Genomic DNA, 14,722 nt, shown 5'->3' on the forward strand with positions numbered 1-14,722 from the left:
TTGTTATTTTCTATCTTTCAGTAAACCAATTAATCTAAGTAAGTTAAGGAAGAGATTAATAAAATCTAAATACAAATTTAAAGTATAAGTAGGGATTTGGCTTTTTTTGATACCATATTTTTTTAAACGATTAAAATCATATAGAATATAGCCACTGAATATAAGGACACCTATAAAAGAATAAATGAGTAATGAAGTGTCATCTAATGGCCAAAAGATTCGTAGGATGGCTATGATAATAAAGGCAAGTAATGCCACTGATAATATACCGCCTAAAAAACTAAAATCCTTCTTTGTAATAGTGGCATAACTGGCAATGAAAATAAAAATGATGGTTGTTGCTATGAGCGTCATTAGTATGGTTTGCATACCAATTGAAGACACATATTGATGTATAATTGGATAAATAGACAAACCAGATATGAAAGTAAATAAGAATAAGAAAAAGTAAGAAATGCCCTTTTTTCGTCTGAGAAAAAAAGCAATGATTAACATAATTACTTCAATAATTTTGATTGGGAGAAAATACTGGCTTGGAACAACTGTACCAAGGAAGACCCCAATAGTAGCAATAGCAAGAGAGACCATAAAAATAAAAATAACACGACGGAAATATTGTTTTTGAATAGATGATAGCATTGGATCACTTCTTTCTATATGGGCTGACTGTGTCTGATTGGTTATCTTTTTAAACTTGTTTCAGTTTTTGCTCTAATCTTATCATATTGTTTGCCTTAGGTAATTTTATTGACCCGTTTCAGCTTGAATGGAACAAATATATGTCCATGGCAGTATTATTGACCCGTTTCAGCTTGAAACGAATCAAATATTTGTCTATGGGGGTATTAATGCCTCGTTTCTACTTGAATCGAATCAAATATTTGTCTATGGGGGTATTAATGCCTCGTTTCAGCTTGAATCGAATCAAATATTTGTCCATGAGGGTATTAATGCCTCGTTTCAGCTTGAATTGAATCAAACTTTTGTCCATGGCGGTATTAATGCCTCGTTTCAGTTTGAAACGAATCAAACTTTTGTCCATGGCGGTATTAATGACTCATTTCAGCTTAAAACAAATCAAATTTTTGTCTCATGGCAGTATTAATGCCTCGTTTCGGTTTCACCCATGATTCAAACTCAACTAAAAACACAAAAAACACAGCAGCAAAAGCTCACTGTGTTTTAGATTTACCTATTATTCACCTGAAACGAATGGAAGTAAAGCGATATCGATTTGACCGTTATTACAAGTTTTGCCGTGGTTGCTACGGTTATGATCATATGTTGTTTAATCTGATTATTGTTGCCACCATATTGAATCGATTTACCTTGTGGGTCTCGGGCATGTCTTTATGCCCACTCATATAAATACATTCTAGTTTTTATTTAGGACTCATGATTTCTTTTGGTTATATCAAGTGAATTCTGCTGTTGTTTTTGCAACAAGTCACGAATTTCGATTAGTAATTCTTCTTTTGCATCTTTTTCTGGCGGTTCAGGTGTAGTTTCCTCTTCTTCTTTCTTCCGTATTCTTTTATTCATAAATTGGACAAAAAGGAAAATGGAAAAAGCGACAATTAAAAAGTCGAAAACGGTTTGAATAAATTGTCCATATAGGATAACGGATTCCCCAAATGGAGGGGAATAGGAGAGATTTGTGAAATCAACTCCACCGATAAAGATTCCAAGGATTGGCATAATTAGATCGTTCACTAGAGAAGTAACGATTTTTCCAAAAGCAGTCCCTATGATGACCCCGATGGCTAGATCTAACACATTGCCTTTCATAGCAAATTTCTTAAATTCTTGTAACATAGCAAAAATCCCTCCAAATCTTATGTTGAATTCGTTAAGAAACATTGTATATAAATATTTAAACATAGTAAACAGGAGAAATCAGGACATTAAGTTTACTTTACGATTATTTATTCTGTTTGTAGTATTGTTTCAGATTTGTTACAATTTAGAATGTCAATAATGAACTTTATGATAGCTTAAATAAAATTGACGACTAGTCTTTTATAAAAAATGACTTTACTTAGAATATAAGCACTTGGCAAGAGCCAAGTGATTTTTGTTGATAGGGAGATTTAAATGAAGAAATATTTATATATATTAATGTTAACTACCCTCATGTCTGGTTGCATGAATGAGTCAAAGGTGAACAAACAAGAAATGGAGCCAAGTTCAACTGTTGCTCATGAAGTGGATGAAGTAGAAAAACAACAGGTGGCAGTGCTTAAAGAAAATGCAATTTACGAAACAACAATGATGGATGGGGAAAAAAGCTATGAAGTATATATTTCCTCAAATCAAAATGATAGTAGTCAATATTCATTTTTTGTTGCGGAAGAGAATGGTAAAATGGCATATAGCCAAGAGCTTTCCTATGAAAAATTCAATAAAAATAATATCTATTCACTGAATACAAATAAACAATCTCTTATTATATTATCACTTGAAAAAAGTGAGGAAGTTTCGTCACTTCGTGTTATTTCAATCGACCAAGGAATATTGAAAGAGGTACCGATTGAAGGGGGAGAATTGCTTAACTTAACAGATAGAAAACTTAAATCCTTAAGTCAAAATATCCTCCAATCAGCCTATCCGGTTAATCAAAATGAGTCAATTTTTCTCAGCTGGGAATTACAAACAGATCCATTAGTCCTTTCACTTCATGATGAAGCAACAGTAACTGAAGATTCTGGTGCTTATCAAACATTATTAGATTTGTCTTGGATAGATATTTGGAGCGAGACAGAAGAAGTGTTTTATCCTTATGAAAATATTGAGTTGACTAAAGAAGTGATTGAAAGAGCGAAAATGGGCATACCTATGGGTGGCCCTTATCCGATTGGTACGAACATCGAAGACATTAAAAAATCTAATCCTTATTTTATTCAAGAGGGAATCCTTCATGGACAACAGTATTTAATGTATCCAGAAACAATCTATTTCTATAACCGAGAAGATGGAGCTGTATCTACTGTTGCCATCCCTGGGGAAAGATTACAATCTTCATTAGAAGATCTCAAGAAGTTATTAGGAAATCCAGTTAGACAAGAAGAGGAGAACGGGGTAATCTATTCTGAGTTTCTTGCAGATAAATATGTCATTAAAACTTATGCGAATGAATCAGGGGATATTAAGCAACTCTCTTTAAGCAAGCAGTAAAAACGCTATATTTCGATCAATAGGTAGGCTGTGAAAATTTTAAAAATAAGATAGTAGCAGCCTATTTGTGCTGCCTAAATCCAAAAGGTCAAAGAGAGATGAGCGCTTCACCATAGTCTGAATCACAAACAGCAGTGTCCCATCAGAAGGAAAGAAAAGCCATAAAGTATGATTCACAAAAACCCAGAATGCAAAGCGTGTAATCAAAATCTAAAAGAAAATGCCCCCAAAAAAATTCACGAAAGTAGACCCAAACGATATCGTTCGGGTCTGATTGTTAATTCATTATTAAAATGCCCAGTCGCCTTTACGGAATACAGGCTCAGTTACACCATTTTCAAGGATACCGTCAATATCCATTTCAGCGGATCCGACCATAAAGTCAACATGGGTGATACTCTCGTTTAATCCGTTTGTTTCTAGCTCTTCACTATTCATTTTTTTGCCACCTTCTACACAGAAGGCGTAGGCGCTGCCGATAGCGAGGTGATTCGATGCATTTTCATCAAATAATGTATTATAGAAAAGCAGGTTTGACTGAGAAATCGGTGATTGAAATGGTACAAGCGCAACTTCACCAAGATAATGAGAACCTTCATCTGTCTCAACTAGTTGTTTTAGTATAGCTTCGCCTTCCTCCGCCTTACAATCAACTATTCTTCCATCTTTAAAGGTAATCGAGAAGCGGTCAATAATGTTACCACCATAACTAAGTGGCTTGGTGCTTCGGACAGTGCCATTTACACCATATTTATGTGGCACTGTGAACACTTCCTCTGTTGGCATGTTTGCCATGAATTCATGACCGTTTTCATTCACGCTTCCAGCACCAACCCATAAATGTTTTTCAGGTAATTCAATGGTCAAATCTGTTCCTGGTGCGGTGTAATGTAATTTTTTATAACGTTTTGCGTTTAAGTATTCTACTTTTTCATGCAATGTTTGATCATGATCTTTCCATGCTTGGATCGGATCATCTAAATCAGTTCGTGTTGCTTTAAAAATAGCATCCCATAGTAAGTTGACGCGTTCCTCTTCTTTTGCGTCAGGGAACACCATATTGGCCCAAGCTTGAGAAGGTGCGGAAATTACTGTCCAGCTTACTTTATCTGTTTGCACAGCTTTACGATATTTTGCTAAAGCTTGACCTGATGCTTTTTGGAATGTGCTGATTTTCTCAGGATCAATTCCTTTCAGCAAGTCAGGGCTAGAAGAGACAATCGCGATAAAAGCTGCCCCATTTTCTGCTAATTCCTCCGTTTCACGCGCACGCCATTTCGGATACTCTTTAAAGGAATCAATCGGTGCTAATTCATACTTTGTACGAGAAACAATATCATCATTCCAGTTCACAATAACTTGATCGGCACCCGCTTCATAAGCATTTTTTACAATTTTTCGAACCAGTTGGGCAGAATCAATAGAAGTATTGATGACTAATGATTGGCCTTTTTGAATATTGACCCCCACTTTAACGGCTAATTCTGCATATTTCTCGAGCTTTTCTTCAAAAGTACTCATACTATGTACACTCCCTTTGTCAAAAACTTCTTACTTATTGTAACTTTTCTATAGGAAAAAAGAAACTTTTTATCTTCATGACAAAATAGAGGGAAGAACTGCACGATTTAAGCGTTTAAAACATAAGCAAGAGGTTGTTCAATATAAACAAAAAACTGCCAAAACAGCAAGATGCTTACTGAATTGACAGTGTGGTGGTTATTCTTTATCTTCCATTGCTTGTTTTAATAAATCACCAAGGCTCGTACCGAATTGATCATTGTTGGCAGAGTATTTCTGAACAAGCTTTCTTTCTTCCCGTTTATTGACTTTTTGTTTCTTATCAGTCGCTTTTTCAACCACATTACATTTACGACATTGGAAGTAGGTGCCGGCTTTTCCGTTGTGAATTTCCATCTTCTTATGGCATTGAGGACAACGACGATTAGATAGCTTCGGATCTTTTCTTTTCCTGAAATTACAATCAAGACTCGAACAAACGAGGACTTTCCCCTCTTTCGTATTCCGTTCTTTCAAGAAGGAGCCACATTCAGGACATTTCGATCCGGTTAAGTTATGGGCGCGGTAAGATTTATCACTTTTCTTTACTTCGGATACAATTTGCTTCGTTTGTTGTCTAATTTTCTTTAAAAAGTCATCGCGCTTTGCTTTACCATGTGCGATTGCTTCAAGCTCTTTTTCCCATTTAGCTGTTAATGCTGGAGATGTTAATTCGTCATTTACAAGCTCCATTAACTGCTTTCCTTTTTGAGTGGAATGGAAGCGCCCGTTTTGTCTTTCCACTACTTCTGAGGAGATAAGTCTTTCGATAATTTCGGCACGTGTTGCAGGTGTGCCTAAACCGAATTTCTCCATCCCTTGTAATAAATCGGCTTCACTTAAGCGAGCGGGGGGTTCAGTTAATTTTTTATCCATTTCAACTGCATGAACTTGCAGTTGTTTACCTTGTTGTAATTGATTCAACGCTGTCTTTGAACTTTGTTCATTCGTAGATGAATGAAGCGTTTTAAACCCTAAGTCAATGATATGGGTTTCTTTAGCTACGAACGTCTCACCAGCTATATCTAATTTAAATTGTACACTCTCATATTGATATGGCGGATAAAATAAAGCAAGGAATCGCTTCGTAATGAGATCAAATAATTTTTTCTCATCTGTTGATAAATCACTAAGATGTACTCTTTGTTCTGTTGGTATGATGGCGTGATGATCCGTCACTTTACTATTATTAAATACCTTTTTGGCTAGTACCTTACCCTTTTTCGCTAGCAAAGGTTTTACTTCTGTACTATAAGCACCTGCAATTGCCTCTAATCTTTCTACCATTGTACTTTCCATATCGCTTGTTAAATAACGAGAGTCTGTCCGTGGGTACGTTACGATTTTATGTTGTTCGTATAATTTTTGCAGCACAGATGATGTTTTTTTAGCTGAAAAGCCAAATTTTTTATTGGCATCACGTTGTAGCTCAGTTAAATCATATGGAAGTGGTTGTGATTCACTTCTTTCTTTACGCGTAATCGATTGTACTGTTGCTTTGACTTTTGCTGTTTGTTTCTTAATCGATTCTGCTTTATCACTATTAAAGATTCGCTTCTCACCATTGTTTTCCCATTCTGTTTGTAATCCACCCACTTTTGCATGAATCAACCAATATTCTTGTGGGATGAATTTCTGGATTTGTTTCTCGCGATCCATTATAAGAGAAAGCGTGGGGGTTTGGACATGTATACTGTTTTTAGGGCGGAATTTAATATATTCTTTTAATAGTGATTATATCAAAAATAATTTCACCCATGGGTATTTTTATTTTGGGTATAAAAATTGAATAAGAATAGAAATGGAACTTACAGGGGGGAAACTATGAGATTTGTAGTAAGGGAATTTGATGAGGCTTCAAAAAGTGGAGAAATATTCAGTAGTATTGGTATCGGAGTTAAAGAAAATGATTATCTAATATTTCCCTCACCTCTTTCAAATTTCATAAAAAGAGAATATAAAAATAAAGGAAAATCTATTAATAGTCAAAGAAATGCAGCTTATGCAATAACTAGGTTTTTAAATCATTTATCAAAAGATAAGGTTAGTTATACTGAATTGGTTATAGGAGGATTAAGCAGTCTAACCCTTCAGCATGGGGCTGATTATATCTCCTATTTATCACTAAAAAGTAGAGCAGGTGAATTAAAGAGTGAATATGTAAAAACTGAGATACAGTATCTAAACAAACTTTTCCATTGGTTAAATTCAGAAAGTATAATTAGCCAATCATTTAGTGTGGATTACCAGACTGTTTATCATGGTCGAAAAAGCAGGAAAATAGTAAGTAACGTTTTTGAAACCACTAATGATTTAGATATTATTGTACCAATAAGGAATTCCACTCAAAATAATGTTATTAAGGATTTTGGTAAAAATAGAAATAGACTAATTATAGATTTTATAATGACAGCAAAGCGTATTGAACCACTAATGGCATTAGGTATAGCTTTACAATTTTTTGGAGGATTAAGACGCTCCGAAGTTATTAACTTAAAACGCTCTAGTTTAAAATGGACTAATAGTAACCTAATAGTTGAGCTTAGAGACAATCAAGACATTTTATTTGCCGATGCAATAAACAAAGCTGATATTCAAGTTAAATATCCAAGAGATCAAATATGTATTTGTCCTGAAATTGTAAAGCCCCTATATGAAGAGCATCTAGAAATGCTAACTAAATTAACTAAAGGAACTAAGGGAACTAAGGGAACTTCCGAGGCACTTTTTATCTCAACAAGAAATTTCAATGCCTTAAGGGGCAAAAGATATTCAGCAAAAATTGATAAGATTAAACAACAGTTTCTGAATGACTTACTAATAAAAAATCAAGTCGAAGATTATATACTTTTAACAAACAACAAATGGTCTACACATATTGGCAGGGGTGTTTTCACTAACATATTAATAGATTTGGGTCTAACCCCCACCCAGATTGCATTAGCTAGGGGCGACAGAAGCTTACAGTCTGCATTAAGTTATGTAGATGAAAATACATTACTTAGCTCTATGAATTTAGCAATCAAAAACTTTAACATGCTAAAGGAGGTGTAAAGCATGCGTATCCATATGACATTAAGGGAAGTTTCAACCCTTCTTCATTTATCAATTAATCAAACTAGATTATTTCTCAAAGATGCCTCAATACAAAAGGTAGGTATTAATAATGCTAAAGAAGCTATTTTTGATACCAATATTATAAATAACTTACGGGATATTCTGGAAAAGCGGTATCAAGACAATTACTCAAACAAATATACTCCCAAGGAAATAATTATGTTAGGTTGTACCAGCTATGACAGAGTTATTCTTAAAAGCGAGCCCACCACTCTTTTCGACAGATATAAAAATTTTGCTGGAGTCTCTTTCTTCTATGACAAATTAGAAGTAAATGCTTTTTTAGCATCTAAAAAAAATAGTTGTGAACTATTAGCGCTTTCACAAATAATGGAATTAGTGGGTTTTAAAACACCTAAACAACTTGAACGTGCATTAAATGATTGCAAAATCAAGGAGGTAAAAAAGGGGCATAGCTCCTTTAAGTATTATAAGGACTCAGATATAAGATTCTTTATCGACTTGGTTAAAAAAAGGTATTCATTTAATAAAGCCAATCGTTTAAGTACTAAGGAAGTAAGAGACCTTGGGTTTAGTAAATTAGACAGATTGAGACTCCAAACATATAAAGCAGAGCCTCTTGATAGGATTAACGAGTATGCTGGAGTCCTTGCCTTTTATAATAAGGATGAAGTGGGAGAAAAATTACAACTTAAGGATTTTCTGACTCATACTATCTGTGAAAAAGAGGCCAGAGAATATTTAGGTTTTACAAATTTCAAAAAATTCAAAAAGGTAATCAAAGAATATGGCATCCCGTCAACGTCAAATGGAAAATATGAAATAATTTATTACAACAAGTCGAGTATAAATTCTCTTAAAAATATTATAGATGAAAATTATGAACATAACCTTGAAACTAAAATAACTGGTGATCAAATAAGGGACTTGGGCTATTCTAGAAATCTTATTCGTAGATTAACCTCTATCCGTACTCGACCTGTTGATAATGTATATAAGTTTGCGAATGCTTTTATTTTTTATGATAAGAAACAATTTCTATCTCTAACTAAAACTAAAAATGATTTAACTAAATATTATACTTCTGTAGAACTAATGGAATTACTTGATATACCGAATAACATTAACAGATATATGGAAAAATTTAATATTTCACCTATAAAAATACCCCCATCACGTCAAAATTATTGGTCTAAAAGCGAGATAGATGGATTTATTAAAAGAAGAACAGATCTATATAACTACTACGATTCGAATTATTATTTAATTAGCGACGTGGAACATTTGCTAGGATATGACATAAATAAGTTCTACAGAATTTGCTCAGATTTGAATATTCCCTTGATTTCTGAAAAATTGCCGATTGAAGTGAAGTTTAAGAAATTTTATAACTTTCATTTGGTTTTTCCGAAAGATAAAATCAATACCATTATTGCCAGAATAAATAATCAAGATCGACAAATTACCGAAGAAAATCGACATGCTGTTTTAGAATCTGTTAACGTTATACAAAATGGTCCAAGCACCGTTTCTAAAATAAAAAATTCACTGCAAGTACTTGGACATTTGGAAGATAAAAAGATTACCCAGATTATTGAAGAAATAACAAACTATCCAATACTATCCGTAAATGGCGAAATCAAAACTATAATTTCTGAAAAAGATTTAATAGCCAAATTGGACTATTCAAGGAAACAGTTTGATGAAAATAAAGAAAACTTTCAAATTCATAAGTTTGAGTATAGAAATATTAATTACTATTTGAAAGAGGATTGTTCTAATCTGCTTAAAAAATTGTATCAAGAGCAAAAAAAATTTTTAGGCATAAACTATACCATTACTGAGGCTATTGCGAAAGTCCCTGGCGCTGCATTAAATTTAAACGGAAAAAAAGTGCAAATACCATCCCATTTGAGATTTGGTCGCCTGAAAAATATTAAAACTGTATATTCTAAAGAGGTTATAGATAATTATTTGAAATCATTAAAGGTTTCCAATTTAATGGAGAAATACAAAAATGAATTGAAATATACTACCCTCCCAGGTGAAATTCTTTTGAAAGCAATCAAAGAATTAGATTTGCATTTTTCTAATTCGGTTAAAGAAACGGAAACAGTATGGCATAATTTTGCCTCAAAAAAGTTATTAAGCTCAAACGGAAATATTAAAACGATCAAGAAACTTTTTGTTCGATTTATTAAAATAACAGAATTACTACAGATGACATTAATTTCAAAGGAAATTATGGACATGACTTCTAATGAGATTAATTTCGTGTTTTTAAACAATAGAGTCCCAGGTACTTACAAAGAAGTTTTATATAGTTTCTTTAATCACTTACTTTTAAGGTTTTCCAATTGTAATTACTCGGTTTCAGAGCTTAATAACCCCCATGCGGAAAAAAAGGAGCGTTTGGCAAACTCTCAGCACAATAAGCAAATCTATTCGACTAATGAGTTTTTAACACTACTTGACTATGTTAAAGAAATTAAATTCCATAAAGACAATGCTATTTCCGAATATAAGGCAAAGTCGATGGATGGGACAAAGGGGAATTATGAATCCATTTGGTTATACGTAATGCTTCATTTAAATAACGGATGGAGAAGTAATGATTTTATTGAAAAGATACCCCGTATTCCCTTATCTATCCCTGTGCAGGATTACAAATCATTTGAAAATCACAACTTAACTGTAGATGAAGCTACAAAAGTCATCTGGGAACTAACTTCAAACTTGATGAATGTTTATCATAACAAAAATGGCAAAAAGGCCTATTTCTTTATTTCAGAAGATATGATGTTACCCGTAGCTAACGCCATCATTTTATGTGAACTTAAAGCTCAAATGGCAGATTCAAAAAGAAATAACTTAATTGATTTAGGTAATTCAAACGAATTAACTTCTAGCATGCATGATAAGTTTTTCAAAACTTTTCCTATAAACAATTTTAAATTTAAATCGCTAAAGGCCAACAGTACATTTATAACCTTTGTGAATTCAATCCTAAAACAAAAAACAAATCGTAACCCATTGGAGATCACTAAATTTATTAGAAATCATGATTCTATAGACACCACTAACAGATATGTACATTTAGATGAAGAACATCTAAATAAAATTAGCAAGCAATTATTCGATAAAGGCTATTTTGGCTATACCTATGATTATTTAAAACAAATTGTTATTGGGGAACCTCAAAATAATTCTATAGAAAACAATGAAAAGAATCTGTTAGCCACCGTTTTTGGAGACATATATAAAGTTGAAAGCTTCTCCATAATGTTAAATGCTATTGAAGAACAGAGGAAACCTTTATACGATTTCGTTCAGAATCTATCAGGAGACCAACAAAAGGAAATATTTGATTTAATAAATATGAATCAACTGCCGGGCAAAGATTCCTTTTGGCAATGTATTCTCGGCGATTGTTTATACTTAGATAGAAAATGTAACAGTTGCCCATTTGCAATCCCACATTTCTATGTCCTAACAAAGACCGTTTACAACCTAAATAATTTGATACCTAAATTAGAACAGATTCAAAACATTTCTTATAAAGGAGAAAAGGTTAGATTAACATATTTATTATACAAAAACCTTTCCTTAATAAGTGCTGCTAAAAAACAATTTGGAGAAAGTGTACTAAGCTCATTTTTAGGCAAGGAATATTCGGATTTCTTAAATAACATACGTAGCTTAGGTGGTATAAATGAAAATCTAACAATTGGAGGCACTTAATATGGAGAATAATCATAGTTTAGATTTTTCGTCTACATCAACTCACTTTAATGAGAGTCTCCGTGGTACCTTACAAGATAGGATAAATAGCCTTAAAGATGCAGGTGTGAATCTTACAGCCGCAGCATCCGATAATAGATGGAATATTTATGATGAATATTTTTCACAATCAAATTATGTAGATTTTAGCTTTGATTCTTTCGCATCAAAGAAATTTGACACTAACCAATTCATCTTGCTATTAAAGTCTTGGTTTATTTTACTTTTAGAGAACAATTATAGTTTCCGGTATTTAGTAAATAAAGTGAGGAGAGCAAAAGATGCATTGATCTTAAGTAAAGGGTTTAATCTAGAAGCAATAGATGAATTTGAACTTAACTATTTTTTTAAAGATCTTAGACCTAATTCTCTGCAAAGGAAGGCATCTCTTCTATTAGAATTTCTTGATTTTTGCCAAGATCTAATAGTGCCAGAAGAGTATCTGGAACTAATTTTGAGATACTATCAAACACATAATTCACCTGCAATAAGAAAATTACCATCAAGTCACGATGTTCTTAAGTTTTCCCTAATAGTTGAAGTATACTTTTCTAGTGAGCACACTGACAAAGAGTATTTGGATTACTATCCGATTTATTTATGGTGGAATTTAACAAACATTATCCCAATACGCATTAGTGAATTTTGCAATTTGCAATTTGATTGTTTAACTCTTAACAAGGAAGGATATTTTTTAGCTTTACCTAGAAGTAAATATCTAAGGAATCGCAAAATAAATTACGATAAAGTTTTGATATCAAATAAAATTGCCAAATCAATCAAGTTATATCAACAAAAAATATATTCAATTAAACCAACTAAAACATTATTACAAACATATAGTACAACACAAAATGTAAAACCTGAAGTTTTTAATTATAGCAATTTTAAGAATCTATTAAACAAATTTTACAATGAAATTGTTTGTGAGAAGTATGGCTTTAAATTATTAGAGAACAGTTCAGAACTATATACTCAATCACCTTATAATATATTTAGAAAAATAAGACCAAATGACACTCGTCATTTTGCATTTTTAAATTTAATGTTGCAAGGTTATCATCCAAGTGAGATTGCTAGATTAGGAGGACACAATTCTATTTATTCTCAAATGGCTTATCATAACCACTTGGAATATTGGATTGATTCCGATTTAATAAAGTTATTAACAAATCAAAAAAGACACATTGGTGACCTTTCAAATGAATTTTTCAAGGAGATTATTTTTAAAAATGCGATGAATACCACCATGGATGTTTCTGAAGTTGTTAAAATTCCATTAGAAATCGGTTATTGTATAGATCCATTACAGGACTGTCCTGTAGATGAGCATTATCTCTGTAAACATTGGAGAATAACCTTAGATGATTATCAAAATCATTATGATAAACTACAAAACATAATTGATAATCAGGAATCTATTCTTAAATTATGCATCGATAAACTACTAGCGCTTCATAAAACTGGTCTCATTCATCATAAAAATGATGTATTTGATGAAACAAATTCACAGTTCAATTACCAACTAGTTAAAAGTTCTAAAGAAGTAAAGGATGCATTATACCAATTAGCAAAGCTAAAGGAAAGGTTTGAAGTGTATGAAAAGTCGGGGACGCAAACCTAAATTATATCCCAAGGATATTCTTCTAAAGATTATTGATGATTTCTTAAAGGCCCATGTAAATGTTCAAATTATAAAATATAAAGAAATATTCTCTTATGCACTGGAGGAATATAACAATGGAATATTAAATTTTAAACTGAGTGAAGATTTTTGGAGAAAACCTGGTCGTCAAGGGAAATTATTAATTGATGAAATCAATAAGAAGAGAAGCGCTTTAATAGATAATAATAATCAGTTCATTGGAATTATCTCAACAAATGATGTTATAAACAGATTTTCACAAGACACTCCAGCTACTAAAAAGAAAGTTATCAATCAACTGAAGGTAAATGAGTATGGCTTTCGTAGAATATCTACGCGCTACAACCAACTTAAAGAAAAAGAAGCCAAGATGACACAAGAAATCATAGACCTTAAAGCTGAGATAGTAAATCTTAAGAACAATAACGAAATCTATCAAAATGTTCTTTTTCAATGGGCGAATCTATCAAGCATTAAGGATCTTGGTTTAATAAACCTAATTACAACAGGAAAGACTAGATCTGCTACAGTGGAACAATTATTCAAGGATATTTTTAAAGAGCAGCCTAATAAGGCCATGCTAGAACTTAATACTGAAAATGCGATTGAAAATGTAGTATCATTACCGAATAAAGGTAAAAATACACTTATCGAAGACCTTGATTTGTAGTTCCGCAGTAAACCAATAAAATGGAAAAATCATATTTACCTATTAATTAAGAGAACCTAATTACTAGCACGGTTCTCTTAATCTAGGTGCATTTTTATATATCGCTTTTACTATTTAATTCCTTCTGTAGCTTTCAAAGTATATCCTCTAAATTCCATATAATTTTTCAACTTCTTTAATCAATTCATGTGGCTTTATTTTTAATACCTCACAAATACTAAATAAAGTAGTGATACTTGGTTGCCTTTGTGCGCGTTCGAGTAACCCGATATAGGTTCGGTCTAAATCGCATTGTAATGCCAATTGTTCTTGGGATAGTCCGGCTAGTTTTCTGTGTTTTTTCAACACATTACCAAATGCTTTTGATATCTCCATAAGCTCACCTCTTAGTTAATTAACTAAGAAATTAGTTGATTTAATCGACCGACTATAGTCATCATAAAGAGGTGATGCTACAATATTAATAAACATTTTTATAAGGGAGATTTTTTATGCCTACTCAAAAATATGACGAACATTTTAAAAAGAAAATTGTTCAACTACATCTAGAAGGAAGAACACCAATTGAACTGGGGAAGGAATATAAAGTTTCACCAACTGCTATCTATTCCTGGATAAAGCTATACGCTGATGGAACAGCTATATCTTTTAAAGAATTCAACGCTATACAAAAAGAAAATAAACGCTTAAAACAGGAAGTAGAAATACTTAAACAGGCTATGTCAATTATGACTTCCAAATAGAATCAATAGCCATCCATATTTCATGTACTAGAACTGTGTTATATTATCAGTACAAGATATTAAAGGAGCATG

11 protein-coding genes and 1 pseudogene are annotated in these 14,722 nt (G+C 32.5%); 7 read left to right on the forward strand and 5 right to left on the reverse strand.

All coding sequences use genetic code 11. The features are described 5' to 3' along the window. Positions 1 to 3: 3 nt before the first annotated feature. A complete protein-coding gene (locus H9655_RS15920) occupies positions 4 to 639 on the reverse strand; it encodes a Bax inhibitor-1/YccA family protein (protein WP_191815818.1) in 636 nt (211 codons plus the stop codon). Positions 640 to 766: 127 nt separating this feature from the next. Here H9655_RS15920 and H9655_RS15925 point away from each other — a divergent pair, with 127 nt between their 5' ends. Then, positions 767 to 1,105 carry a hypothetical protein gene (locus H9655_RS15925; RefSeq protein WP_191815820.1) on the forward strand — a complete coding sequence of 113 codons (339 nt, stop codon included), beginning with the start codon at positions 767 to 769 and terminating at the stop codon, positions 1,103 to 1,105. Between the two features lie 281 nt (positions 1,106 to 1,386). On the opposite strand, the gene mscL is transcribed toward H9655_RS15925, so the two are convergent. Beyond that, positions 1,387 to 1,815 (reverse strand): large conductance mechanosensitive channel protein MscL, encoded by a 429-nt coding sequence (gene mscL / locus H9655_RS15930; protein ID WP_191815822.1) that lies wholly within the window; start codon positions 1,813 to 1,815, stop codon positions 1,387 to 1,389. A gap of 279 nt (positions 1,816 to 2,094) precedes the next feature. Here mscL and H9655_RS15935 point away from each other — a divergent pair, with 279 nt between their 5' ends. Continuing rightward, positions 2,095 to 3,174, forward strand: coding sequence for a hypothetical protein (locus H9655_RS15935; protein ID WP_191815824.1), 1,080 nt, complete (start codon positions 2,095 to 2,097; stop codon positions 3,172 to 3,174). Positions 3,175 to 3,462: 288 nt separating this feature from the next. Here H9655_RS15935 and H9655_RS15940 read toward each other — a convergent pair whose 3' ends face one another. Both H9655_RS15940 and H9655_RS15945 read right to left on the reverse strand, forming a co-directional pair. Further along, positions 3,463 to 4,695 (reverse strand): aminopeptidase, encoded by a 1,233-nt coding sequence (locus H9655_RS15940; RefSeq protein WP_191815826.1) that lies wholly within the window; start codon positions 4,693 to 4,695, stop codon positions 3,463 to 3,465. A gap of 198 nt (positions 4,696 to 4,893) precedes the next feature. Beyond that, positions 4,894 to 6,438 (reverse strand): annotated as a pseudogene (locus tag H9655_RS15945) (DNA topoisomerase); the annotation flags it as partial. Positions 6,439 to 6,558: 120 nt separating this feature from the next. Here H9655_RS15945 and H9655_RS15950 point away from each other — a divergent pair. From H9655_RS15950 to H9655_RS15965, 4 genes are read left to right on the forward strand one after another with little or no spacing between them, the layout of a single operon-like run. Continuing rightward, positions 6,559 to 7,788 carry a site-specific integrase gene (locus H9655_RS15950; RefSeq protein WP_191815830.1) on the forward strand — a complete coding sequence of 410 codons (1,230 nt, stop codon included), beginning with the start codon at positions 6,559 to 6,561 and terminating at the stop codon, positions 7,786 to 7,788. 3 nt (positions 7,789 to 7,791) lie between these two features. After that, on the forward strand, positions 7,792 to 11,553 hold the full coding sequence (locus H9655_RS15955) for a hypothetical protein (RefSeq protein ID WP_225230682.1): 3,762 nt from the start codon (positions 7,792 to 7,794) through the stop codon (positions 11,551 to 11,553). A gap of 1 nt (position 11,554) precedes the next feature. Continuing rightward, positions 11,555 to 13,216 (forward strand): tyrosine-type recombinase/integrase, encoded by a 1,662-nt coding sequence (locus tag H9655_RS15960; protein WP_191815832.1) that lies wholly within the window; start codon positions 11,555 to 11,557, stop codon positions 13,214 to 13,216. Then, positions 13,191 to 13,907, forward strand: coding sequence for a hypothetical protein (locus H9655_RS15965; protein ID WP_191815834.1), 717 nt, complete (start codon positions 13,191 to 13,193; stop codon positions 13,905 to 13,907). The genes H9655_RS15960 and H9655_RS15965 overlap by 26 nt, the downstream gene beginning before the upstream one ends. Before the next feature lie 147 nt (positions 13,908 to 14,054). On the opposite strand, the gene H9655_RS15970 is transcribed toward H9655_RS15965, so the two are convergent. Then, positions 14,055 to 14,282, reverse strand: a complete 228-nt coding sequence (locus tag H9655_RS15970; protein WP_191815836.1) for a helix-turn-helix domain-containing protein — start codon at positions 14,280 to 14,282, stop codon at positions 14,055 to 14,057. 116 nt (positions 14,283 to 14,398) lie between these two features. Between H9655_RS15970 and H9655_RS15975 the strand changes: the two genes are divergently transcribed. After that, entirely contained in the window at positions 14,399 to 14,650 is a 252-nt protein-coding gene (locus H9655_RS15975) for a transposase (protein ID WP_191815838.1), read from the forward strand. The last annotated feature ends 72 nt before the right edge of the window (positions 14,651 to 14,722 follow it).

It is taken from the genome of Cytobacillus stercorigallinarum, assembly GCF_014836495.1.
GTDB lineage: Bacteria > Bacillota > Bacilli > Bacillales > Cytobacillaceae > Cytobacillus > Cytobacillus stercorigallinarum.